Origin of the sequence: Amycolatopsis sp. cmx-11-12, from assembly GCF_046269425.1 — a bacterium.
Taxonomy (GTDB): Bacteria; Actinomycetota; Actinomycetes; order Mycobacteriales; family Pseudonocardiaceae; genus Amycolatopsis.
Map to the genome: position 1 here is coordinate 57,007 of NZ_JADNQM010000028.1, position 24,344 is coordinate 81,350.

Annotated in this window: 15 protein-coding genes; 3 read left to right on the forward strand and 12 right to left on the reverse strand. The window is 68.6% G+C overall.

What is annotated here, in order from left to right:
* Position 1 precedes the first annotated feature (1 nt).
* Positions 2-940: a hypothetical protein gene (locus ACLARN_RS31215; protein WP_409495053.1), complete on the reverse strand. Its 939-nt coding sequence runs from the start codon at positions 938-940 to the stop codon at positions 2-4.
* 116 nt (positions 941-1,056) lie between these two features.
* Positions 1,057-4,998, reverse strand: coding sequence for an alpha-(1->3)-arabinofuranosyltransferase (locus ACLARN_RS31220; protein ID WP_409495054.1), 3,942 nt, complete (start codon positions 4,996-4,998; stop codon positions 1,057-1,059).
* Between the two features lie 39 nt (positions 4,999-5,037).
* Here ACLARN_RS31220 and ACLARN_RS31225 point away from each other — a divergent pair, with 39 nt between their 5' ends.
* Positions 5,038-5,742, forward strand: a complete 705-nt coding sequence (locus ACLARN_RS31225; RefSeq protein WP_409495055.1) for a class I SAM-dependent methyltransferase — start codon at positions 5,038-5,040, stop codon at positions 5,740-5,742.
* Here ACLARN_RS31225 and ACLARN_RS31230 read toward each other — a convergent pair.
* The 5 genes from ACLARN_RS31230 to ACLARN_RS31250 form a co-directional block, all read right to left on the reverse strand.
* Positions 5,736-7,481 (reverse strand): hypothetical protein, encoded by a 1,746-nt coding sequence (locus tag ACLARN_RS31230; protein WP_409495056.1) that lies wholly within the window; start codon positions 7,479-7,481, stop codon positions 5,736-5,738. The genes ACLARN_RS31225 and ACLARN_RS31230 overlap by 7 nt on opposite strands.
* A gap of 8 nt (positions 7,482-7,489) precedes the next feature.
* Positions 7,490-9,079, reverse strand: a complete 1,590-nt coding sequence (locus ACLARN_RS31235) for a substrate-binding and VWA domain-containing protein (protein WP_409495057.1) — start codon at positions 9,077-9,079, stop codon at positions 7,490-7,492.
* 97 nt (positions 9,080-9,176) lie between these two features.
* Positions 9,177-11,291, reverse strand: coding sequence for a putative bifunctional diguanylate cyclase/phosphodiesterase (locus tag ACLARN_RS31240; protein WP_409495058.1), 2,115 nt, complete (start codon positions 11,289-11,291; stop codon positions 9,177-9,179).
* A gap of 105 nt (positions 11,292-11,396) precedes the next feature.
* On the reverse strand, positions 11,397-12,446 hold the full coding sequence (locus ACLARN_RS31245; RefSeq protein WP_409495059.1) for an alpha/beta hydrolase: 1,050 nt from the start codon (positions 12,444-12,446) through the stop codon (positions 11,397-11,399).
* Between the two features lie 76 nt (positions 12,447-12,522).
* Positions 12,523-13,866, reverse strand: a complete 1,344-nt coding sequence (locus ACLARN_RS31250; protein WP_409495060.1) for a cytochrome P450 — start codon at positions 13,864-13,866, stop codon at positions 12,523-12,525.
* A 173-nt stretch (positions 13,867-14,039) separates the two neighbouring features.
* Between ACLARN_RS31250 and ACLARN_RS31255 the strand changes: the two genes are divergently transcribed.
* Positions 14,040-14,852 (forward strand): SAM-dependent methyltransferase, encoded by an 813-nt coding sequence (locus tag ACLARN_RS31255; RefSeq protein WP_409495061.1) that lies wholly within the window; start codon positions 14,040-14,042, stop codon positions 14,850-14,852.
* A gap of 91 nt (positions 14,853-14,943) precedes the next feature.
* Here ACLARN_RS31255 and ACLARN_RS31260 read toward each other — a convergent pair whose 3' ends face one another.
* Positions 14,944-15,432 carry a hypothetical protein gene (locus ACLARN_RS31260; RefSeq protein WP_409495062.1) on the reverse strand — a complete coding sequence of 163 codons (489 nt, stop codon included), beginning with the start codon at positions 15,430-15,432 and terminating at the stop codon, positions 14,944-14,946.
* A 124-nt stretch (positions 15,433-15,556) separates the two neighbouring features.
* Between ACLARN_RS31260 and ACLARN_RS31265 the strand changes: the two genes are divergently transcribed.
* Positions 15,557-18,259 (forward strand): BTAD domain-containing putative transcriptional regulator, encoded by a 2,703-nt coding sequence (locus tag ACLARN_RS31265; protein WP_409495063.1) that lies wholly within the window; start codon positions 15,557-15,559, stop codon positions 18,257-18,259.
* Here the strand turns inward: ACLARN_RS31265 and ACLARN_RS31270 are convergent.
* From ACLARN_RS31270 to ACLARN_RS31285, 4 genes are all read right to left on the reverse strand, one after another.
* On the reverse strand, positions 18,252-19,049 hold the full coding sequence (locus ACLARN_RS31270) for an alpha/beta fold hydrolase (RefSeq protein WP_409495064.1): 798 nt from the start codon (positions 19,047-19,049) through the stop codon (positions 18,252-18,254). The genes ACLARN_RS31265 and ACLARN_RS31270 overlap by 8 nt on opposite strands.
* A 70-nt stretch (positions 19,050-19,119) precedes the next feature.
* Complete coding sequence (locus tag ACLARN_RS31275; RefSeq protein ID WP_409495065.1) at positions 19,120-20,268, reverse strand: epoxide hydrolase family protein; 1,149 nt, start codon at positions 20,266-20,268, stop codon at positions 19,120-19,122.
* Between the two features lie 61 nt (positions 20,269-20,329).
* Positions 20,330-22,675 carry a polysaccharide lyase 8 family protein gene (locus ACLARN_RS31280; RefSeq protein ID WP_409495066.1) on the reverse strand — a complete coding sequence of 782 codons (2,346 nt, stop codon included), beginning with the start codon at positions 22,673-22,675 and terminating at the stop codon, positions 20,330-20,332.
* Between the two features lie 206 nt (positions 22,676-22,881).
* Positions 22,882-24,336 carry an aldehyde dehydrogenase (NADP(+)) gene (locus ACLARN_RS31285; protein WP_409495067.1) on the reverse strand — a complete coding sequence of 485 codons (1,455 nt, stop codon included), beginning with the start codon at positions 24,334-24,336 and terminating at the stop codon, positions 22,882-22,884.
* Positions 24,337-24,344 lie beyond the last annotated feature (8 nt).

The window sequence follows — 24,344 nt, forward strand, 5'->3', positions numbered from 1 at the left end:
CTCATCGGAGCCGCACGTCGGGTCGCGGACGTCGCCGGGCACTTTCGAACGCCGCTCGGAGTTCGGCCAAGACCTTGTCCGGTTCGGATCGGATACGGGACGGCAGCGTCTGGAGGACCACGATGCCGGCAGCGGCATAGCGCGCGTTCCGCGCGAGGGTGGCCCGGAAGTGGTCACCCTCGGAGTGATAGCCGCGGGAATCGATTTCCCAGGCGAACGCGACCTCGTCGCACCAGCCATCCGGCTTCGCGACGAACCGGCCCACCGCATCGAAGACGCTCACGTTCCACTGGAACTTCGGCAGGCCCGAACGCGCCCACAGGTTCCACGCGTCCGCCTCGGCGACCGAATGCGCGCCGCCCAAGATGGGTACCAGTGCCCTCAGCAATCTCCCGTCGATTCGTGACCGATCGTCGATTTCGACGGCGAGCGCCTGCGGCAGGCAATGACGCTCTTGCACCGCTTCGGCCATCATCGCCACGATCGCGTCCACGTCGGGCGCCCGACGTGCCGCGTCGATCACCGCTCGCGGCACAGGAGCGGCGGGAACACCGGCTCTGATCCTCGGCACAGGCAGGCGCCGTGTCCGTTCGATATGGACGAATCCGGTACTGGCGATCGCTCGGTCGGCGGGAACAAGGATATGCACGCCATCGAAATCCGGAAGCTTTCTCAGGCCGTAACGCCTGAGCGCGGGCACACCGGTGAGCACCGAGCCTTCTCGAGCATGGACCAGACCCGCCTCGATCCGCTGCTCATCGGTCGGCTCGCCGGTTCCGAGCAGCACGACTCCAGGCAGCAGCATCCGCCAGGCACCGCCGGGTTCGCACCGGCGCCAGATCGTTCGCCTGGGCACCCCTAGTTCTTCGAGCCCCTTGACCCCGACCACGGCCGGTCCACCGGTCAGCAGGGGGTGCTGGGCCCACTCTCCTCTTCGCACCTGATCAGGTTGAGCCAGGCCACCGACAAAAACCGCGAACTCACGTCGTGACAGGTCCGCTGAAGCAGGGGTGTGTGGAAATAGGGACACTCAACGTCCCTATTTCCACACACCCCTCACACTCTGTCACTCTCGACTTCGCGCCCCGCGAACCAAGGCACACACATCGCCACCATCGCCGCCGCCGCCAGCAGCAGCGAAGCCTGCGTCACCGGTCCATAAGCCCACTCCTGCCCGTGCCCCAGCAGCCGCCCCACCACCGCGACGACCGTCCCCACGACCATCCCGCCGAAAGCGAGATACCGCGGAGCCCGTTCACTGAACTGGCGGGCCAGGAGGACGGCGATCAGCAGCACGATCGGCAGCATTCCGCCGAGGACGGCCAGCAGTCCGATGAGCACCACCGGGACGGCGGCGCCGGATCCCGCCTCGACAGAGACCCGTCGCCGACGGACCGGCCACAGTACGCCTGCCAGCACCGCCAGGATCGCGATGGCGCCGATCAGCAGGCCGGAGCGGTACTTCCAGTCCGGGGTGAACTCGAGTTGGACGACACCACCGGAGCCGGCGGGCAGGATCCATGCTTGCTGCCAGCCGTCGACGCGCGTCTTCACCAGCGGAGTCCCGTTCAACGAAGCGACCCAGCCCGCGTTGGCGTTCTCCGGAACGGCCAAAATGGACTCGTCGCCGCCTGCCACGGTGACCGTCCGGGACGTCGCGTCCCAAGTGTCCACGGAGACCGCGCGGTGACCGACAGGTCCAGAAGACTGTCCGACGGGTTTGAGCCACAAGTCCTGGACCACAAAGGACTCGGACCGGTCGGTGCGCAGTTCGTGCCCGCCCGAGGCCAGATCCACGCCGCCCTGCGAATCGGGACAAGCGGAGAGGCTCAGCGGCCGGTGTGCGGCGAAGTCGGCGAGCGTGCCGCGCACGGACGTGTCGTAGTCGAAGCCGTCCAGGTGGACGTTCGGGCCCGACCCGCAAGGCAGGCTGAATTCCGCGGGAGACGCGGGCAATTCCGCACCGGTCAGGGACAGACTCCCGATCCCCAGCGAGTTCCTGGTCCGCTGGTCGTCGTCGAGGCCGGCGAACGCGATCTTCAGCTGCGAAGTGTCCAACGGCGGGAACGTCGCGGCGCCGGAGGCGTCGAGTTCGACGGAGCGGCTCGACGTCGGCGTCGTCAGCTCCAGCCGCGCAGGCGCGCGAGCCGTCCCACCCGGATCGGCGGCGACGCGGATTCCGGAGATCGTCTTCGGCGAAGTCCAGTCCAGCGTCAACGTCGGCCGCAGGTCGGTGACGTCAGGCTGCCACGCGGTCGCGGGATTCCCGTCCACGGCGGCGAACGCGCCCGCCGCGGGATCGCCGCCCAGTTGCGAAGTTCCGCTCACCTGAACACCGGACAGGGTCACCGGAGCACGGCCACCACCGGCGGGCAGCACGGTGCCGCCGAACTCGTAGGCACTCTGCGACGTCGTCGAGAACAGCCGCCGGATCCCGTCCGGTTCTTCACCGTCGCGGCCCGCGTTGGCGTCGCAGCGGACGTGTCCGTTGTCCGGTACACACGCGTACCTCGGCTGCTGGCCTCGCGTGAAAACGAAACCCGGTGCCGCACCCGCGGAAAGGTCGGCGGGGACTTCGAGCGCGCGTTGCGGTTCGGCACCGGGGATCTTCAGGTCCGAGATGCCGACGTTGCCGTCCTGCCTGCCGACCACGAGCGACAGCAACGTGATCCGCACCTTGCGCGTCACGCCCGCCGGCGCCGGATAGGTGTGCGCCCCTTCGCCCCGGACGACCTGGTGATCGACGGAACCGTTGTCCGTGGTGATCCGGATCCGGGTCGGCGGCCAGCCGACGCGGATGTCGTCGACCATCGCGAGATCGACCGTGTTCACCAGCCTCGGGGTGTCCAGTTCGACCTCGAGCCATTCCCCGATCGGACCGGTGAAGCTCGAGGAATGCCAAGCGGTCCGCGGATCCCCGTCCAGCGCGGCGAACGGCTGATGGCTCGGATCCGAACCGCCGAAAGCGTCCGCGAACGACGCCGCCGTCGACGCGCTGACCGAACGGATCCCCCGGTACGCGGCCATGGTCTGGTGCTGCTCCCCCGGGAACGGCAGCACGTCCAGTGCGGCTCGTTGCTGTCGCGGCGATTCCCCGGCCGTCAGCGTCTGGCTCAGGTTGTCCCGCACCCCGCCGACGTTGCGTTCGGCGCGGCGCAGCCCGTCGGTGACCAACCGCGGTCCGGTCGGCGAACCGCCGTCTCCGGTCAGCACGGTCGGCGTGCCGGGATCGAGCTGACCGGAGTTCATCAGCGGCAGCAGGTTCTCCGGGCCACCGCTCACCGTCGGGACGTCCTTCGCGGACGTCGCGGTGACCAGCGGCACCGGCCGTTTCACCTCGTAGATCTCCAGCGGCCCGAACTCGGCCGCCTTTTCGATCCCCGGCGACCCCGCCAGCCCGGCGCGCAACGTCGTGAAGTCGGGAGCGCCGACCTTGGCACGGTCGATGTCCCCGCGCAGCATCAGGAACCGGTAGCCCGACCGCGCGAGCAAAGCGGCGAGCCCGGGATCCCCTCTGCCATCGGCCAACGCCGCGTCGACCGAGTCCATCAGGCGGGTGTTGCCCTCCGAGCCCAGCGGAACCTGGTTGCGCACGGCCCACGGACTGTCCGCGATGGCCTGTGCCGGTTCGTCCACGGTGCGACCCCAGTCGTACTCGCCGAAACCGGTCGCGGGCAGCAGCAACGTCCGCGCGTTCGGATCGGTTTCGGCGACGTGGCCCATCGCGTCGTACCAGTACCCCGGCACCTCGTCCCAGCCCGGACCGGGCCGCAACATCAGCAGCCACACCGGCGCGGCCATCACCACGACCAGTAACGCGCCGAGCGCGGGCCGTAGATGCCGCCGCAGGGCGGGCGCGGCACTCGTAATACCGTGTACGAACGCCAGCATCAGCGGCAGTCGCAGCACCGGCTCGAATTTGTGCACGTTGCGCAACGGCGCGAGCGGGCCGTCGAGCAGGTGCCGCACAGGTTCCGCGAGCGGACTGTCGAGCGTCCCGACGTAGCCGACGGTCAGCAGCGTCAGCCCGGTGAGGACACCGAGCATCAGGAACCGTCGTTCGGGCAACCCGCGCCGCGCGAGGCCGAACAGCCCGACCGCGGCCACCAGCCCGGTGGCCGCCATCAGCACGGGATTGTCGATCAGGGCCCAGCCCGACGGCCACCACGGCGTGCCCTGCACGACGTAGGCGACCCACTGGTTGGTCCCGCGCAGCACCTCGAACAACGACATCGGCGCGGTGGTGTTCGTCGCGGATTCGATGTAGTCCAGGAACGGCAGGCTGTACTGGCCGAGCAGCACCAGCGGCAGGATCCACCACAGCACCACACCGACGACGAAGACGAACCACCAGATGACCAGCGCGACGTGCGTGCTTCGCCATTTCCTGGTCAGCAGCCACAATCCGGGCAGCACGAGCGCCATCACGACCATCGCGCCGTTGATCCCGCCCATGCACAGTACGGCGAGCGCGGACAACCCGGCGGCGCGCCGTGGCGAACCGATCCGGTCGGCGAGGATCAGCGGCAGCAGCACCCACGGCAGCAGGACGGCGGGCAGCATTTCCGAGGACAGCGAACCGATCTCGGTGACCATCCTCGGCGCGAGGGCGTACCCGACTGCTCCGATCAGCCGAGTCCGTTCGTTCCCTATTTTCAGTGCGCGAGCGACCAGCAGGGCGCCGCCGAACGCGACCGAAAGCAGGATCGCGCACCACAGCCGCTGCGCGATCCACACCGGCATCCCGACGGCTTGGCACACCGCGAAGAACGGCCCCATCGGGAACAGGTAGCCGTACGCCTGGTTCTGCAGTTCCCCCGCCGTCGCCTGGGGATTCCACAGGTGCAGCGCGCGGCCGAGGAAGGCCAGCGGATCCACGGCGAGATCGAGTTTGGTGTCGAACGTCGTCCTGCCCGGACGCTGCACAAAGGACAGCACGGTCAGCGCCAGCACGATCCATGTGCTCGGCTTCTTCACGAGCGTGCCGGGGGTTACCATCCGGTAGATACTAGGCGGAAACGTGGCTACTATGCGCCTATGACAGACGGTTTCGAAGAAGCGTGGTCGCTCGCCGAACCCGTCAAGGGCTGGATGACGCGGGATCAAGGCCTCGCCCTGTGGAACGCCGCCTGCCGCCTGGACAAGGGCGATTTGATCGTCGAAATCGGCAGCCACCAGGGTCGTTCGACGATCGTGCTCGCCACCGCGGCCCGCACGGTCGGCGCCACGGTGGTCGCCGTCGACCCCTTCGTCGACGGGCGGCTCTTCGGTGGATCGCCGACACGCCAACGGTTCGAGGCGAACCTTCGGAAGGCGGGCGTCGAAGACGTCGTGGAACTGGTGGCGGAGTACAGCACGAAACTCCGGCCGCGCTGGGACCGTCCGATCCAGTTGCTCTACATCGACGGCAAACACGACTACTGGACCTACACCGACGACCTGCGCTGGTCGACGAACTTGGCCGACGGTGGGGAAATCCTCGTCCACGACTGCTTTTCCTCGATCGGTGTCACCCTGGGTACGATCGCGAAAGTCCTCTTCGGACGGCGCTACACCTACCTCGACCGCGCGACGTCGATGGCCAGGTTCCGGCTCACGCCGCCGTCGGCGAAGGACCGCCTGCGCGTGGTGGCCCAGTTACCGTGGTTCGTGCGCAACGTCGGGATCAAGATCCTGCTGCGGCTCCGGTTGGCGCCCGTGGCGAAGATCTTCGGCCACGACAGCCCGTACGACCCTTATTGAGTCAGCGGCCTGCCGACGTCGACCTTCGCGAGGCAGACGGGAGCGCCCTTGGCGGACAACTGGAAACCGACCTTGTCGAACAGGCCCTCGATCGGCAGGTACATCGTGTGCAGGCCGGGCTGGAACCACACCGGCACGCGCACACCGTCACGGTCCACGACGCCTTCGCCACCGTCCGAAGTGAAGTAGTCGATCCGCAGCAGGTAGCGGCCGAGAACGGGTGTGTCCAACGGAACCCGGACCAGTTGCTCGCCGACGGTGTACCCACAGCCCGCCACCGGACCGGGCAGGCCGCGGGAAACCGGTTCCACGCCGGTGATCGCCCGCGCGGTGCCCGAGTCGTCCAAAAGGGACATCCGGCTTGTCGGCTGGTCGAACAGCACCCCCGGGATCAGGCCCACGACCCGGGAAGTGCGGGCGTTCTCGCCGAACCAGGCGTGCAGGATGTCGTTCGGCACCGTCGTGTCGTACAGGACGAGATCGGGATCCCATTCGATCGAGGTCCGCGCGTTGGCGAGGAACTCCCGGGAATGCTCGAACCGCAATCCCGGTGCCAGCCGGGAGAAACCCACGGCGGAACTCGCGATCAGGCCGACGCACAACGCCAGCGCCACGGGACGTCGCGCCGTGGACAGCTCGGTATCCGAGGGCCGGTCGAAAGGTTTCGGCTCCAGGAAGGCGAAAGCGGCGCACAACGCGACGACGAGCGTCAGGTCGGCGACATAACGGGGATCGCTGCCCAGTTCCGGGCCGACCTCGGTGAGCCGGGTGGCCGCGGAAAGCCCGATGTCCGCCACGAAGACCAAACCCAGCAAGAGCCACGCCTTCTTCGCCCTCAGGCCACCGACACGCACTCCCAGGACAAGGACGGCGACCGCCAAGAGCAGCAGGAGAACCCGCACCACGACAGGGGAAGCGGCGAACGTCGCACCGGGACCGGGGCCCGACCACGGTCCGCCCGCCATCCCCGGCACCAGGATGTCGCCGAGCATCCGCCCCGTCATGTCAGCGATCGTGCCGACGGTGACCGGACCGCCGCCTTGCCCGACCTGGCTCGTGGTCAGCGCCAGGAAAACCGCGGCATAACCGGCGATCAGAGCGGCGAGAACACCCCACAGCACGACGTGCCGTCGCAGGGAAATCCCGAGCAGCACGGTGATCCCGGCGAGCAGCACCGGGATGAACACCGCCTTTTCGTAGAAGGCGAGCCCGAAGACGGTCCAGGCCACGGTGGCGATCGCCCAGCGCCCGCCGTCGGCGAGATACCGGACGTGCGCGTGCAGGGCGGCCGTGGTGGCCAGCAGCACCGGCGCGATCTGGATCGCGTAGGCCCACCACAACGTCGGAACGAGCAGCAAGGTCGACGTCGTGAACATCGTGAACGGGACGAGAATCCCCCAACGGCGCCCGAAACACCGCACCAGGACCGTCCACAAGAGAGCCGATGACGCCGACTGCATCACCAGGACCGGCGCCATCAGCACGGCGAAGTTCAACGGTGCCCAAGCGGTCAGCAGGTCGGCGAGCAGGAAGCCACCCGGCGCGAGGTGGCCGTGGTAGTCCTGGAAGAAGTAGCCGAACTCGAAGGGCCCTGCCTTCGCGGCGTGGTAGGTGATGACGAAGTCGTCTTGCGCGAGGCTGCCGCGCAGCGCTGCCCACGCGTGCAGGACGAACGGGACGACAGCGGCGACGAACGCCGCGAGCGTGACCAGCGAAGGTCTTACCCCCCGGACAACCACGTCTTGCCTCAATTCTTGCAGGTCGGCGGCTGGCACATGATCTTGCTCAGCGCCTGGTAGAAGACGTCGGAGATCTTCCGCGGATCGGGGGTGGTGAACGATTCCCCGCCGGTGGCGGTGGAAACCTGCCGCAGTTCGGCCGCGTCGATATCCGGCCCGATGCCGATCCCGATGACGGGCAACGGTTTCCGCGGGTCCTGGAGCTTGCCCAGTTCTTCCAGCAACCGCGGCAGCCCGACCGTGTCGGTGTCCTCGTTGCGCCCGTCGGTGAGGACGACGACGAGGTTGATCCGGCCGGGTTTCCAGTTCTGCCTGGCGTTCTGGTACGCGGCGAGGATCGAGTCGTAGAGGCCGGTCGCCCCACCGGGTTTCGGCCGCACCGCCTGTAGTTGTTCGACTCCGCCCGAGGACTTCTGCTCGGCTATCGTCCGCATCGGCAGCAGGACACGGTAGTCCTTGTCACCGTCCATTTTGGTCGAGAACAGCCACAGCCCCAGTTCCGTGGTCGGCTTGAACAGCCCGAGTCCCTGCGTCGCGGCCTGCAAGGTGAGTTCCATCCGGCTCTTCCCCGCGCCCGGTACGGCGGCGGCCATCGAACCGGAGACGTCGAGCAGCACCTGGACCCGGGCGCTCAGGTTCGTCCCCGCCCAGGCCTGCAACGCGGCGTACAGCTCCGACGACGGCGGGGCACCTGGCGGATGCGGTGCCGGATCGGTCCGGCTGTCCTGCGCTCGCGGGACGGCGAACTGCCCGGTCGGCGCCCGGAATCCCGCGTCGGCGAAGGTCGCGCCGGCGAGCGGATCGAGCAGCAGCCGCAGAAAGCGTTCCGCCCCGGTCCTCGACGCCTCCGAAGCCTTGGGCAGCACGACATACGGGTAGTCGAAGCCCTGTACCGGGACACCCGGGTAGGCCGCCACCAGATTCCGGGCGAGCACGGATTGTTCGGTCGCCGGGAAGGTGGCCGGAAACTGCCCGGGAGCCGGATTCAGCTTCCGCATGACGGCGGTGAAGGCCGCTGCCGGATCGGGCGCCTGCTCGGTCAGCTTCCGCAGCCCGAGCAGGGTGGCGATACCCAGCGGATCACGGGCCGGGTCCAGCATCCCGACCGGGGAATCGTCGAGGATCTCTTGCCAGGCGGGGGTTCTCCCCGGCCAGCCGAACCTTCGCGCGGTCTCGTCGGGAAGTCCCAGCACCACCGGGGAATTCGCCACCGACTGACCGGATTCCGGCAGGTTCCACGCACCGGCGTCCCTGGCCTGCGACAACATCGTGCTCGACTCGGGAATCCAGACGTCGGGCCCGCCGGAGGTGGTGGTCCCGAGCAGGTCGGCGGTCGTGGCCGACTCGCTCGCGGTCACGGTGACACTGAAGCATTCTTCCTGCGGCACGGTGGTCGCGAGCCGCGTGAGCACCGGCGACACGTCGGGCGCGGCGGTGATCTCGACCGGCGTCAGCGCGTCACAACCGTTGCCCGCCAACCGGGCGCGCAGATAGTCGACGCCCCACCAGGCGCCGAGCGCGATCACCAGCAACAGGCTCAAGACGACGACGGGCGCGGTGAAACGCCGTCCACGCCTCGGGCCTACCTGCATGTGCATGCCTCCGAGGTGTGGTGCGGGACCTGGGATGCTGCCCAATCCGCCCGCGCACGTCAACCCTCCGGTAACTTAGCGCCTCGCGAGTGCGGCAGATGGCCTAACCGAAGTACCGGCCCGCCCCGATGTGGGCACCGGCGTTCAGCCACCATCCGGCGTCGCCGGTCGAGTCGATCCCGTCCGCGATCACCGTCGCACCCGCGATGGTCGCGGTCTCGATGAGGTTCCGCAGTGAGCGTTCGGCCAACGGTTCCGTCCGCCGCTCGGTCAGCCGCGGAGCGATCCGGACCGTCCGCACGGGCACGTCCACAAGACAGACGACGTCGCCGGCCGCGCCGAAGTCCTGCAGTTCCGCGTCCACCCCGACCTCGGCGAGAAGATGCAGGTTGTCGACGGTCTCCCCGAGTTCGGCGAGTACGGCACCGGCCGGGAAACCCAGCCGCAGTCGTGACGGCCCGAGACCGGTCGCGGTGAGCACCTGCCGCACCGAGCCGACGAGATCCGGATCCGCGGCCTGGTGCGGGGTCAGTCCCACGACCATCGGGAGCCTGTCGTCCGCTTCCTCGCACGCGGTGCGGATGAGCCATTCACCGAGCGGCACGATGAGACCGGTGTCGTCGGCGAAGCGGACGCAGGTGTCGTGACCGATCCGGCCGTGGCGGGGATGGTTCCACGCGAGTCTCGCCTCGATGCCCGCCGGTGTGCTGTCCGCCAGCCAGGTCAGCGGCCGGAAATGGACCTCGATCTCGCCGGTCTCCCACGCACCGGCCATGGAGACGGCCAGGCTGAACTCGTGCCGTTCCCTGGTGTCGAGGGCGGAGTCGGACAGCGCCCACTGCCGGTAGCCGTTGGACTGTGCCCGGCGCAGTGTCATGTCGGAGACGCGCAGCAGTTCGTTCGGCGCGATATCCCTCGGCGGCCGGTGCACGACGCCGACACAGGCCGAGACCGCGACTCCGCTCCCGCCTTCGAGGTAGACCGGCTCGGCCAGTTCCTGGTTGATCATGCCGATGACGGTGGCGACGTCCGGGCTGGTGGCGGTGTTCTGGATGAGGATGCCGAACTCGTCTCCGCCGAGCCTGGCGACGAGCGCGTCCTCACCGCCCACGACTGCCCGCAGCTTCGCGGCGACGTTCTTCAGCAGGTCATCGCTCTGTTTCTGGCCGAGCCCGCCCGCGATCAGGGAGAATCCGTCGAGGTCGAGGTGGTAGACCGTGACGCCGAAGGCCGGGTCGGCGTGTCGCAGCGCCCGCTCGAGGCGGGTACCGAAGAACTGCCGGTTCGGCAGGCCGGTCAGTGGATCGTGCAGGGCCTGGCGGCTCAACTGCCGTTGGAGCAGGGAGACGTCGGTGTCACCGTCGACGAGGGTGATCAGCTGCTGGGCGTCGCCCGCCGGGTCACGGATCACCGCGCCGGTGAACCCGCCCCAGGTCGGTTCCTCGTCTTCGGTGACGAGTCTTCGCGACAGTTCGAGCCGCTGCGTCTTGCCTTCCAGCAGCTTCCGGTAGCCCTCACGCAGGCCGTCGGCGTCTTCCCGGTGGACCAGATCGTAGAGGTTGAGCCCGATCAGGTCCGAGACAGGCCGGTTCAGCATCTCGGCGAACGCCGGGTTCACCCGCTGGACGCGGCCGTCCACCCTGGTGACGGCCACCCCGGTCTTCGAACCGGTGAACAACTGCTCGAAGCGCGCCTGCGTGAGCACCAGTTCACGCCGCGTCTCGCGTTCGAGGGTGACCAGCGTGCGGGTCAGATCCTCCTGCTGCGTCTGGATACTCTCGCGCAAGGCCTCGCCGTAACCGGACGCGAGCGCGCCGAGCACCTGCAGCACTCGTTCGGGGAGCGACTTCACGCTCCGCAACTCCGGTTCGTGCAGGAGCCCCTTGCCCAGGACCTCCATCGTGCGACGCAGGCTGTCGGGCCCGACGCATCTGAGCGCGACGAGCCGCGCGCCGGCTTCGGCGGCCTGCGCGGGTTCGGCGTCGTCACTCAGCACCGCGGCGAACACCTCGTCCAGCAGAGCGGCGAAATGCTCTTCGATCTGGGCGTGGGTATACGGAAGATACGCCGTACCGGTGACCAGGTAGGCCCACTTGCGGGCGAGTGTGGCCCGCGTCGGCGCGGCATTCTTCCTCTTCGGCGAAGCGGAGGACGCAGTTCTCTTCGGGGCGTCCGGCGATGCGGAGTGCTCGTCGCCGTCCGGAAATGGGGCAGTCACGTCTGCCGGTCCTCGGGTCGTTTTCGCATTCCGTGGTGGAGAAACATCCTCCACGATTCTCGTTCGGTACTCACGGTTTACCGGCCACCCAATCGGGTGGTAATCCTACGGTACTGCAACACCGACCTTATCCCTCAGCCAACCGCGGGTGGCGTCCCGATACTGGGACGCGTTGCGGTGTAGCGCCAACGAATGTCCGGCACCGGGCAGAACATAGGTGGAAAGTTCCGCCTCGGGCCGGTAATACGGCGCTTCCGCCGGACGCAGCGTCGCCGCGCTCGAACAGTTCCGGAGTGCGAACAGACCGCAGAACAGGATGTCCTTCTCCCCGACCGCCTGGAAGACCGGCACCCGGATGGCTTTTGTCGCGGGCAGTACGATGCCGAACACGGCGACGGTTCCCATTCCCGGGACCGACACCTGATCCTTGGTCGCCTCATCGGCCGCGATGACGCCTGGGTCGGTATTTTCCGTCGCGTAGAACAGCCCGGCACGCGCTCCCGGTTTCGTCGTGAAATAGAGCGGATCACTGCCGAGCGAACCGAGCCGGTCGTCCGCGAAAGCGGGTTGCAGGCCGAACAGCACGCCGAGGGTCAAGGCCGGCACCGACGGCAGATGCGTCATACCGCTGAGGATCACGCCGTCGACGTCCTGGTATGTCGACGCTTCCGCCGCGACGATGCCCGAACCGACCGAATGCCCGACGATCACGACCTTCTCGAACGGCGTGCCGCCGACCCGTCCCGCACGGAGGTGGCCGATCACTTCGTGCATCGATCGCGCCAGTACCGGCAGCAGGAGCGGAAGGCTGACCGGTTTGCTGCTCCCGCCCGAACCGAGCTGGTCCGCGGCGAACGTCGCGTAGCCGTGTTTGGCCATGTCGCGCTGATAGGAGTAGCGATCCGGGTCGTAGGGCAGATCCCAGTAGGCGCTGTTGTAGGTGCCGCCGTGCACCAGCAGCTGGACCGCCTTGGGCGTCGGGCCTTCGGGCAGGCAGAAGCGGCCGTGCACCGTGGCGGGTTCGCCGAGTGGACCGGTCACCGGCAGGTCCAGGTCGGTACAGCGGATCTCGACGGCCGCCGCCGGGGCGGCGACCAGGAACCCACCGAGGAGCGCGCAGCAGGCGGCCACCGCCGTGGCCAGTTTGAGCGGCATTCTCACAGAACCCTCTCCGGAATCGGAACGCTCGGAAGGAGCACGAACCCTACACGTGGTAGTCACACGCTCACCGTCAGCCCGATGTTCTCGGCAACACGGTCATCGGCAACCGGTTCGGCTGCATCGTCGCTTTGATCTTGGGAAAGACCTTCACCCCTGGTACCGGCACCAGCCGCCACCGCGCGCCGATCGTCGCCGCGACCAACGCGATCTCCGTGGGGGCGAACTGGTGGCCGGGGCACAGCCGGGGCCCGGCGCCGAACGGGATGAAGGCGCCCTTCGGTACCGCGGCGGCCCGCTCCGGCTCCCAGCGGTCCGGGTCGAACCGGCCGGGTTCGGGGAACCAGCGCGGATCGCGGTGCAGCGTGTGCTGGCTGACCGCGACCTCGGTACCGGCGGGAATGCGCACCCCGCCGAGTTCGACGTCCTCCCGCGCGCGTCGCATCAGGATCACCGGCGGGGTCCGGCGGACGACCTCGTTGATGATCCGCTGCGTGTAGACCAGGCGTGGCAGGTGTTCGAACCGCGCGGGCCCGCCGGCCAGCACCTCGTCGACCTCGGCGTGGAACCGGCGCTCGATGTCTGGCCGCTGCCCGATCTCGTGGAAGAACCACGCCAGCGCGACGGCGGTGGTCTCGGCGCCGGTGGTGAGGATCGTGATGACCTCGTCCTCTACCTGCCGGTCGGTCATCTTCTCACCGGTCTCGTCGTCCTTGGCCAGCAACAACATCGACAGCAGATCGCCCTGATCGCCGCCCTTCTCGCGGGCCTTGAGGACCGCGTCGCCGATGACCTGCCGCAGGCGCGCGGCCGCGGCGTCGAACTCGCGGTTCGCCGGGATCGGCAGCCGTTCCACGAACTTCGGCGAGAAGGCCCGGACCATGACGTACTTCAGCATGATCGGGATCGACCGCTGGATTTCGGCGAGCGCGTCGTCGCCGAGTTCCGTGGAGAACAGCGTGCGCCCGGAGATGGTCAGCGCGAGATCCTGCATCCGGCGGTCGAATTCCACCACCTCGCCCGGTTTCCACGAGTCGGCAAGCTCTACAGCGAGCTTCGTCATCGTCGTCTCGGCGTAGAGCGCGATACGGCTTCGCTGGAAGGCGGGCAACATCATCCGCCGTTGCCGCTGGTTGAAAGCGCCGTTGGAAGTCGCGAGCCCGTCGCCGAACAACGGCCGCATTTTATCGAACACAAGGCCTTTGTCGAACTTCCCCGCGTCGGCGGCGAGCAGCCGCCAGGCCAGTTCCGGCGTGGTGACCAGGTAAACCGGCATCGGGCCGAAGTCGAGTCGGACGACGTCGCCGTGCGATCGCAGCTCCGACAACAGTTTCAGCGGATCACGGAGCATCGGCACGGTGTGGCCGAGCAGCGGCCACCGGCCTGGTGCGACGGGGACGTCCGGAGGTGGTGCCATCGTGCTCGTCTCCCGGTGCCTGAACGCTGAACCCGGCCACTTTAGGACCGCAGGACGGCGGATGGGGTTCCGCCGCCGCACATCCACACGATCGGACGATGGCGAGCCCGGCATCGGCGCCCGCTAGACTCCTGTGCCCCAACGCCAATCCCAACCGAACGGTGGCGACGACGGTGACTTCCAACCTGAGCTGGGTGCCCCCCGAGGTCGACACGAGCGTGCCGAATCCAGCCCGGGTCTACGACTACTGGCTCGACGGCGACCACAACTTCCAGGCCGACCGCGACCTGGGTGATCAGGTACTGAAGATCATGCCGGGGGTCCGCGACGCGGCCCGGCTCAACCGCGCTTTCCTTCGCCGTGCCGCCCTGTACATGGTCGAAGCCGGCATACGGCAGTTCCTCGACATCGGCTCCGGGATCCCGACCGTCGGCAACCTGCACGAGATCGTCCAGCAGGTCGACCCGTCCTGCCGGGTGGTCTACGTGGATCGCGAATCGGTCGCGGTGGCGCACGCGAAACTCCTGCTGCGCGACAACGACCGGTGTGCGGCGATCCAGGCCGATCTGCGCGACGCCAACGACATCCTCACCGCGCCGGAAGCTCAGGAGCTGCTGGACCTCGACCAGCCGGTCGGCGTGTTCATGTTGCTGCTGTTGCATTTCGTGCCGGATTCGTGGGAACCGCACGCGATCCTGTCCCGCTACCGGGAACGGATCGCCCCTGGCAGCTTCCTCGCCCTCTCACACGTCGCCGCCGACGCGGACTCGCGCGGGCTCGACGAGGCGATCGAAGCGTACAAGGGCACACGGAACGACCCGATCCCCCGGACCCACGACCAGGTGCTGTCGTTCTTCGACGGTTTCGACGTCGTCGAGCCCGGCGTCGTCGGCTGCGCGATGTGGAAGCCACAGGGCGCCGGGGACATGTCCGACGACCCGGCGATCAACGCGCTCCCGTACGCCGGGGTCGGCCGCAAACCGTAAGGGCACCCGCCCACCGACCGCAAGTAGTCCTCTAGTTGCGGTCCTTGCACACGCAACTACCGCAACTAGAGGACTACTTGCGCCAGACCCCTCAGGGCAGGACGTCGGTCACGGTGTCCTTGATGACCTGCCACTTACCGTGCTCGCGCACCAGCGTCAGGCTGATCGTGTAGTGCCGGTTGATGTTCTGCGACGGCACCTTGTAGTAGGCGTCGAGGATCGCGAAGCCCATCGCGCAGTTCTCGACGACGGTGTGGGTGACCGTCCACGGCATGCTGTACTCGTACGGAACCTTGAACTGCTCCTTGACCACCGGATCCACGTTGGCGTCGTAGCCGATGAACAGCTGCCCCTTGCGCCCGACGGTGACCATGTTCTTGTGGATGATCGCCCGGTAGCGGGCCTCGTCGCGTTTGTTGTAGCTGTCCATGTCCTCCCAGACGGCGCGGTCGAACGAACGTTGGCACGACTGCCGCTCACTCTCGGCGCGCTGCTCCCCCGCGGTCGCCGCGGCGGGCACGCCGATTCCCGCCGCCGCCACGACCAGCCCGGCCAACGCCGCGTAATACCGCTTGCGCATAGGGTTCTCCTCATCACGTCCGGTACTTCGTCCATCAGCAGGTTCGCCGGACGGCGCATCACAGCTGCATCACGTCCGCACCGGCGCGGGCGCGGGGCCGGTTAACCTCGCGGGAGGGGGTGCGATGGAGTTTCGGATACTGGGGCCGGTGCAGTGCCGGAACGGTGCACGGGCGTTGAAGCTGGCCGGTTCGCGGCAGGAGCGGATCCTGGCCGCGCTGCTGCTCGGCGCCGATCGTGTCGTTTCGGTTTCGCGGCTGGTGGACGTCGTCTGGGACGAGGATCCGCCCGCGACGGCCACCCGTCAGATCCGCAATCTCACCACCGCACTGAGGCGCTCCCTCGTCGCCGAGGGCGCGAGCGACGATGTCCTCACCGCCGAAGGGCCTGGCTTCGTCCTGCGCCCGCGCGCTTTCGATCTGCGGTCGTTCGAGGAGTACGTCTCGCGCGGCGAGTTCCGCGAGGCGCTCGGATGCTGGCACGGACCAGCTCTGTCCGGTGTGGACAGTCCTGCGCTACGCGGTGAAGCCGACGAACTCGACGAGCGCCGTCTGTCCGTTGTGGAGCGTTGTCTCGACGAGGAGATCTCCGCCGGAGAAGACTCCGTCGCGGAACTGACGGCGCTGGTCGCCGAGCATCCGTTCCGGGAGGCGTTCGCCGGGCTGCTCATGCGCGCGCTGCACCAGCAGGGCAGGCAGGCCGACGCGCTGAACGTCTACCGGCAGGCGCAGACACGGCTGGCGGACGAACTCGGAATAGACCCGGGCCCGAAGTTGCGCGAGGTCTACGAACGGATCCTTCGCGACGAGCCGGAATACGGCAAGGCTCGCTGCTTCCTCCCTTACGACGTCCCGGATTTCACCGGCCGGGAACACGAACTCCGCCGCCTGCTCGACGCCGTCCGGCTCGGCCGCCCGGTGGTGGTCGACGGGATGGCCGGTGTCGGCAAGACCTCGCTCGCCGTCCACGCCGCGCACCGGCTCGCCGCCGATTTCCCCGACGGGCAACTGTTCGTGGACCTGCACGGCCATTCCCCCGCCCGCGAACCGCTCCCGCCCGAGGCCGCGCTCGAAGCCCTGCTCGGGCAACTGGACATCCCTGCGAGCAGGCTGCCGGCAGGCGTGGACCGGCGGGCCGAACTGTGGCGGACCAGGACGGCGGGCCGGTCATTGCTCGTGGTACTCGACAACGCCGCGAGCGCCGAACAGGTGCGGCCGCTCCTGCCCGGTTCGGCCACGGTCGCCCTCGTGGTCACCGGCAGGCGACGGCTGGCCGCCGTCGACGGTGCCGCGTCGCTCAGTCTCGAAGTCCTGCCGGACGAACAGGCCGGTGCTTTGTTCGCGGCGGCGTCGGGACGGCCGGATTCGGGGGTGGCCGCGTTGTGCGGGAACCTGCCGCTGGCGATCCGGATCGCGGCGGCCCGATTGCAGAATCGTCCACAGTGGACCGTGGAGACACTCGCCGAGCGACTGGGCTCCGAGCACGACCGGCTGGCCGAGCTGAAGGTCGCCGGACGCGACGTGGCCGCGGCGTTCGCACTGTCCTATCAGGAACTCGACGCCGCACAGCAGCGCATGTTCCGGCTGCTGGGGCGCAATCCCGGTGCCGACATCGGCGTGCCCGCCGCCGCCGCGCTGGCCGGTACCGGCGAGCACGAAGCCGAACGTCTGCTGGAAGACCTGCTCGACGCCCATCTGCTCAGGCAGCCAGCGCTGGGCCGGTACTCGTTCCACGACCTGATCGCCGAGCACGCCCACAACGCCGCGAGCGACGAGGAATCGCTTCCGGCGGTGGGCAGGCTGCTCGACCACTATCGCGACGGCGGCGGCAACCCCGCCTGGTACGCGACGGAACGGGCCAACCTGGTCGCGGTGACCCGGCACGCCCTCGACGCCGGTCACGACGACCACGCCTGGCGGATCGCCAAGGACACCGCGGACCACCTTCGGGAAAGCGGCCACCTCGACGAACTGCTCGCCGTGGCCAGGACCGGCATCGCCGCCGCCCGCCGGATCGGCGACCCGCACGCCATCCAGCTGAGCCTGGCGAGCCTCACGCTGGCGTACTGGGAGAACGGGCGGCTCACCGAGGGTATGGACTGCGCGCTGGAGCGCTTGGCCGTCGTCCGCGCGTCCGGCGACAGGGCGGCCGAGGCGGTCGCCCTGTCCAGGGCCGGCGCCCTGCACAGCATGCTCGGCCGCTACCCCGAGGCGATCCGGTTCTATCGCGACGGTCTCGCCGTCGCGGACGAGACCGCCGCCGCCACACTCTGGACCAATCTCAGCCACGCGCAGGAAGTCCTCGGCAGGCTGGACGACGCGCTGGTCTCCGCTCGGCGGGCGGTGGCGCTGTACGAGGATCCCCGCGGCGTGATCCTGAGCTCGGCCCAGCTCGGCCTGGTTCTTGCACGGCTCGGCCGCTTCGAAGAGGCGTTCGAGGTCACCGAACGCTCGATCACCGCCTCGCGGGATCTCGGCTATCTGTTCGGCGAGGCGTGGAGCCGGATCGACCACGCCGACGCGCTCCTGCTCGCCCACCGCGCCACCGAGGCACGCGAGCACGCCGAGCGCGCGTGCGCGATCCTCACCCGGCTCAACCATCCGCTGCTGCTGGCCATGGCGGCCAACAGCCTGGGCACCGCCTGCCTCGCGCTCGGCGAGACGTCGGCGGGGCACCGGCAGCATCGGCTCGCGCTCGAAACGGCGAGGCGGATCGGCTACCGCCTCCAGGAAGCCCGCGCACTGGCCGGGATCGGGCAGTCCCGCGCCGCACGGGACCACTACGTCGCGATGGGCCTGCCCGCCGAGCCGCTGAAGGTCGTCACCTGAGGAAGTCGGTGAGCAGCCCGCGCAGGACGTCCGGCTCACGAAGGACTCCGTGGTCTTGGCCCTCGACGGTGACATACCGGGCACCGGTGATCGTGTCGGCGACGGCGCGGGTGCCGGCCCGCATCCAGGCGTCGCTCTCCCCGCCGTCCATGACCAAGGTGGGTACGGAGATCTTGGCCAGCCTGTCGGCGGGAAGGACGTTGCCGGGGCCGCACAGGGCGAGGTCGTAGGGCAGGGTGTGGGCAAGGCCGGTGAACCAGCCCCAGACCGGGGCGTCCCGCATCCCCTTGACGATCTCGGCCGGGGTGGCCGTGCCCTCGACCAGGAAGAGTTCCACCGCGGCGTCGCGGTCGCCGTCGGCGATCAGCGCCCGGACACGGTCGAAGAGGTCGGCCGCGGGCTTCGGACGGCTGTCGTCGACGACGTACGGCGGTTCGTAGACGGCGAGGCTGGTCATGGCGACACCTCGGGCGGCGGCCTCCAGTCCCAGCACGGCTCCCGACGAATGCCCGAACACCGCCGCCGAACCGCCGACGTGGTCGATCACCGCGGCGAGATCCTCGACCTCGCGTTCCACCGAATAGACCGCGCCCGCGCCGCTGTCGCCCCGCCCGCGCCGATCGTAGGCGAGCACGGTGAAGTCCGGGGCCAGCGTCGCGGCGAGGGCGGCGACGGTCGTCCGGTCGTTGAACGCGCCGCCGACCAGGACCACCGGCGTGCCCTCACCGGTGCGGTCGAAGGCGATCGGGGTGCCGTCGGCCGAGGTCACGGTCTCGAACGAGGTGGTCATCAGGTCCTCCACAGGGTCACTTCGACTTTAGCTTCGTCCCTGAGTCGGAGCCGACGACCACCCCTCGACGTCACCGCCGGACTTCCCCGAAGAATTCCCGGAGCTCGGTCACCACGTCGTCCGGGACGGCCATCGCGACCATATGACTGGGACTCTCGTGATCCGCCCAGCGCACGATGTCGTTCTTGCGGGAAGCGATCTTGCGCAGGACGGGCGGCCCGCCGTGCGAGACGCCGGTCGGCACCACGGTCTGGTCGATCGGCATCGCGGCCGCGCCTTCGTAGTACGGCCACAGCGCGGTGCCGCCGGTCGCGGTCAGCCAGTACAGGGTCGCGTTGGTGAGCAGGAGATCGCGGTCGATCGGCTCGGCCGGCGCGGCGCCGTCGGGCCAGCCGTCGAACTCCTTGAACCGTTCGACCACGTAGGCCAGCTGCGCGACCGGCGAATCGAGGAAACCGAAGCTCAGCGTCTGCGGCCTGTTCGTCAGGTACGGCGCGTACCCGCTGCCGCCCGCGAAGCGTGCCGCGAGTTCTTGCAGGCTCGCCTGCTCTTCGTCGCTGAGACCCTCGAAGTCGGCCGGATCGCCCATCGGGATCCCGAGCCCGGACGTGATGTGCGAGCCGATGACGTGCTCGGGCGCGTGCACCGCCAAGCACGGCGTCACCAACGCGCCGGCGTCGTTCCCATGTGCGCCATAACGTTCGTAACCGAGGCGGCTCATCAACTCCGCCCAGGTCCGCGCCACCCGCGCGATGTCCCACGGCCGCTCGTCGGCCGGTTCCGGGAACGTCGAGAACCCGAACCCGGGCAGCGACGGCGCGACGACATGGAACGCTCGCGAAGGGTCGAGGCCGTGGGCTCGCGGGTCGGTCAGCGGGCCGAGGACGTTCAGGAACTCGGCGATCGAGTTCGGCCAGCTGTGCGTCATGATCAGCGGGATCGCGTCCGGTTCGGGCGAGCGGACGTGCAAGAAGTGGACGCGCTGGCCGTCGATTTCGGTGGTGTACTGCGGAAACTCGTTGAGCTGTTTCTCGAACGCGCGCCAGTCGTAGCCGTCTCGCCAGTATTCGGCCAAGTCCTTGAGGTAGGAGACGGGGACGCCCCGGCTCCACTCGGCACCGGGCAGCGCCGACGGCCAGCGGGTGCGGGCCAGCCTGTCGGTCAGGTCGTCCAGATCGGACTGCGGGATGTCGATGCGGAACTGCTCGATGTCGGTCATGGCTTGACCGTATGGGCCATATAGGACAGATCGTGACCTAAAGGGCTCCGCATTCAGTCGACTAAATGCGGACAACCTGCGTAGCACCGAAAGTGCCCTTAACCGGCACCTCGACGGTCTTGCGCCGCACCGTCACCTTGATGACGTCCTGCCGCTGCGTCGGGTCCGAAACGGCCAGCTGCCAGCCGTTGCTCCCCCGCCCGAGCGCCACGGACGCCGGACCGGACACCGACACCTCGTCGACCGAACCCGCCGCGAAGAAGTTCGCCAGCAAAGTCGCGTCCCACAGCCGAATGGCTTGCACTGTCTCGGTGTTGGACCGCACGCGCCACGTCCAAGCCGAGGCGATCGTCTCCAGCACCGACGCGGCGGGCAGGACGGCGTAGGCGTAGCTCGCGCCTGAAGGCTTGGCCCCGTGCTCGATCACCAGCTTCTGGTAACGCCGCGTGTAGGGCACCGTGGTTCCCTTGGTGTTGGCGCCTTTGTCGACGTCGCGCCAGGTCCCTGTCCGGTCCTCGCGCAGCGCGGTCACCTCGGAGGCGTCGAGCAGGACGTACCCGCCGACCTTCTCCAGGTGCAGCCAACGCTTGCGCCGCAACGACTCCGAGCCGCCGACCAGGCGGCCGTCGGCCAGCAGGACGCCCGAACCGTTCTCGCCGAGGTTGCGGTTCTCGATCGTGGTGCGGATCCGCTCGCCCGAAGTGTCGGTGATCCCGGCACCGAGACAGACCACGCCCGACGGCGTGAAGAACCACGACTTCTTCGCGGTCAGCGTGCCGTCCTGGGAGACGAAATCGAGGGCGTGCGCGCCGTGCCTCGCGTCCCAGCGGACGCCGCCGCAGTGGTCCTTGCCGGTGAGCGGCACCTGCTCCAGCTTCGGAGTCGGCCCGGCCTTGGTGGTCGTGCCCGGCAGCAGCAGCGGGTCCACGGTCGGCCAGTAGGCGTCGGTGAAGTGTCCCTTGGCCTTGGGCAGGAACAGGTACAGCGAACCGTCGCCGGTGTACCAGCCGTGCAGGTTCATCGCGTTGACCGACTCGTACCGCGAGATCCGCGTCGAGGCGACGCCGAGCGAGGCCGACCAACCCTCGGTGACGTGCACCATCCGGTCCTGCTGGCCGAACACGCGGTGCGTCGCGACGGTGGGCGTCGGCCGGATCTTGGTTGCCAACAGCTCTTGTGCGAACTCGATGCCGGGGATGCCGACGAGATCCGGGCCGGGCGCGAACCGCTCGGGGTCGGGAATCTTGAGGTACGGCGCGAAAGTGTCCTCGGTGATCCACTTCGCGGCGAGCCCGCCGAGTTCCTCCTTGCGTTTCCCGCTCGCCGACCGCGCCAGCAGCACGACCGCGCCGGTGAGCTGGTGCCCGATGTCGTGCGCCGATTCCCCTTGCCGGGAAAGGAACCGGCCGCGGACCGACTCCATCAGCGCGCCAGCGTAGACGAACGGCGCGAACGTGTCGGAGACCAGCGCGTACGCCGCGTCCTTGACGTCGCCGGCCAGTTCGAACTCCGTGCCCTTGGTAACATGGATGGCGGACGCGACAGCGGTGAGCAGGACGATCCCGTAGTGCCCGGGATACGGCACCGAATCGTGCTGGATGAACGAGCCGTCGGTGTGGAATCCGTCGCCCGCCGCGCGATGCAGTTTGGCGATGACGCTCGCCGCTCCCCCGCCTTCGACGTCGGTGAACGCCCCGACACCGCGCTTGATCCGTTCGGCGTCGCCGAGCATCGCGCCGGAGACGATGGAGATCGTCGACTTGTCCGCGCGGTTGGCGCCGGTCTCGACCACGCTAGGGTTGTTCGTGCGGAGGTTCGGGTTACCGGAGAACTTCAGCACCGGCTTCAGGTACTTGGCGAGTTCGTCCTCGGTCAGCTCACCGGCCACTGTGGACAGAATATGCAGCAGGTAGAGCGGGATGCCGATCTCGTAGGTGTACCAGTTGCCGATCTCGGCGGTCTTCTCACTGTATTGATCGCTGGCGTACAACAGTTCCAGCGCCGCCTTGACCCGGCCGAGCACGGCCGGGTCACCCGCCAGCGCGCCGCCAGGGGTGCCCCAGTTGACCGCGATCGCGCGAAGCCGAGCGTACATCGACGTCGTGAACTCGCTGCCCGGACCGAGCGGGAGATCCTTCCACAAAGGACTGTCGCCGACCGTCATGCTGTCGTAGTAAGCCTTCGCGACCCTGTCCAGATTCGCCAGCGCGGCGGTCCGTTCCGCCGACGGCCGGTTGATCCCGGTCTGCAGCTCGCGGTAGCCGGTGACGATCGAGGCTGTGTTCGCTGGGACCGGCGAGGCCGCGAAGGACGTCCTCGAGATCGCGGTCGTGAGCGCGACTGAAGCGGCCGCTACCGCACCCGAACGCAGGGCGGTTCTCCGGTTGACGTGACCGAATCCGGGCATGACAGTGCCTCCCAAGAGGTCGAAGACTGCAACTAGGGGCGGCGGCGTTAGGTGGGGCCTCGTGAGTGATTTGGGTCGGCTATCGCGGAAAGGTCAAGCTGGCATGCTCGCGCATCAAGGGTTCCCAATGTCGCATTTGAGACGCTGACCGTCTCAAATGCGACATTGGGAACATGCCGGTGAAACCCAAATCACTCACGAGCTTTCTAGCGTTTCCCGTCGGTCCTGCGGGGCAGGTCCCACGGGTTGTTCTCCTGCAACGGTTCCGGCAGCAGCGCGTCGGGGAAGCCCTGCCACGCGATCGGCCGCAGGAACCGCTCGATCGCGGCGGTGCCGACCGAGGTGCTGGTCGGCGCGGTGGTCGCCGGGTAGGGACCGCCGTGTTCCTGCGCCCAGGTGACCGTGACGCCGGTCGGCCAGTCGTTCCACAGCAGACGGCCCGCGACACGGGTCAACGACGGGAGGACCGGGCGGATCCAGTCCACATCGGACTCTTCGCCCTGGATGGTCGCGGTGAGCCCGGGTTCCATCACCTCGAGCAGGCTGATCAGCTCGGCCTGGTCGGCGTAGGTGACGATCAGCGACGCCGGGCCGAAGCACTCCTCGCGGACCGTGTCGGCGTCGGCCAGGAAGTCCTTGGCGGTGGTGGCGAGCAGGGTCGCACCGTGCGAGATCCCTTCCGCGCCACCGGACTCGGACAGCACCTCGACACCCGCCACGTCACGCAGCTTCGCCAGTCCGTCGGCGAAACCGGCCGCGATGCGCTCGTTGAGCATCGGCTGCGCCGGGATCGCCGAGACGGCTTCGCGCAGCACGTCCTCGAGACCGTGTCCCTCGGGCAGGAACAGCAGCCCCGGCTTCGTGCAGAACTGCCCGGCACCGAGGCTGAACGAGCCCGCGTAGCCCTTGGCGATGGCCTCGCCGCGCGCCTCGATCGCCGTCTGGGTGACGACGACGGGGTTCACGCTGCCGAGTTCGCCGTAGAACGGGATCGGCGACGGCCGTGAGGTCGCGATGTCGAACAGCGCGCGCCCGCCCGGCACCGAACCGGTGAACGACGCCGCCTGGATCCGCGGGTCCTTCAACGCGGTCACGCCGTTCTGCTGGCCGTAGATGACCGCGAAGATCCCTTCCGGCGCACCGGCCTTGACCAGTGCCTCACGCAGGACTTCGCCGGTGCGGGCGGACAGCTCCGGGTGCCCGGAGTGCGCCTTGAGCACCACCGGGCAACCGGCGGCGAGTGCCGACGCGGTGTCGCCGCCCGCGACGCTGAAGGCGAACGGGAAGTTGCTGGCGGCGAACACCAGCACCGGCCCGATCGGGGTGAGCAGCCGCCGGATGTCCGGACGCGGCCCCATCGGCCAAGCGGCGTCCGCGTGGTCGACAGTGGCGCCGAGGAACGCACCGTCGGCGAGCACCTCGCCGAACAGACGCAACTGGAACGTCGTGCGCTTCAGCTCGCCCTGCAATCGCGGGGAGGCCGGGAGATGTGTCTCCTGGTTGGCCAGCGCGATCAGCTCGTCGGCGGACGCGTCGAGGGCGTCCGCGGCCGCGTTCAGCCATTCGGCCCGCTGGGCTGGGGTCGCGGCCGCCGCCGTGCCTGCCGCGGCGGCGGCCGCGAGGATCTGTTCGAGCGTGGCGGGATCTGTTGCCTGGCTCATGATTTCTT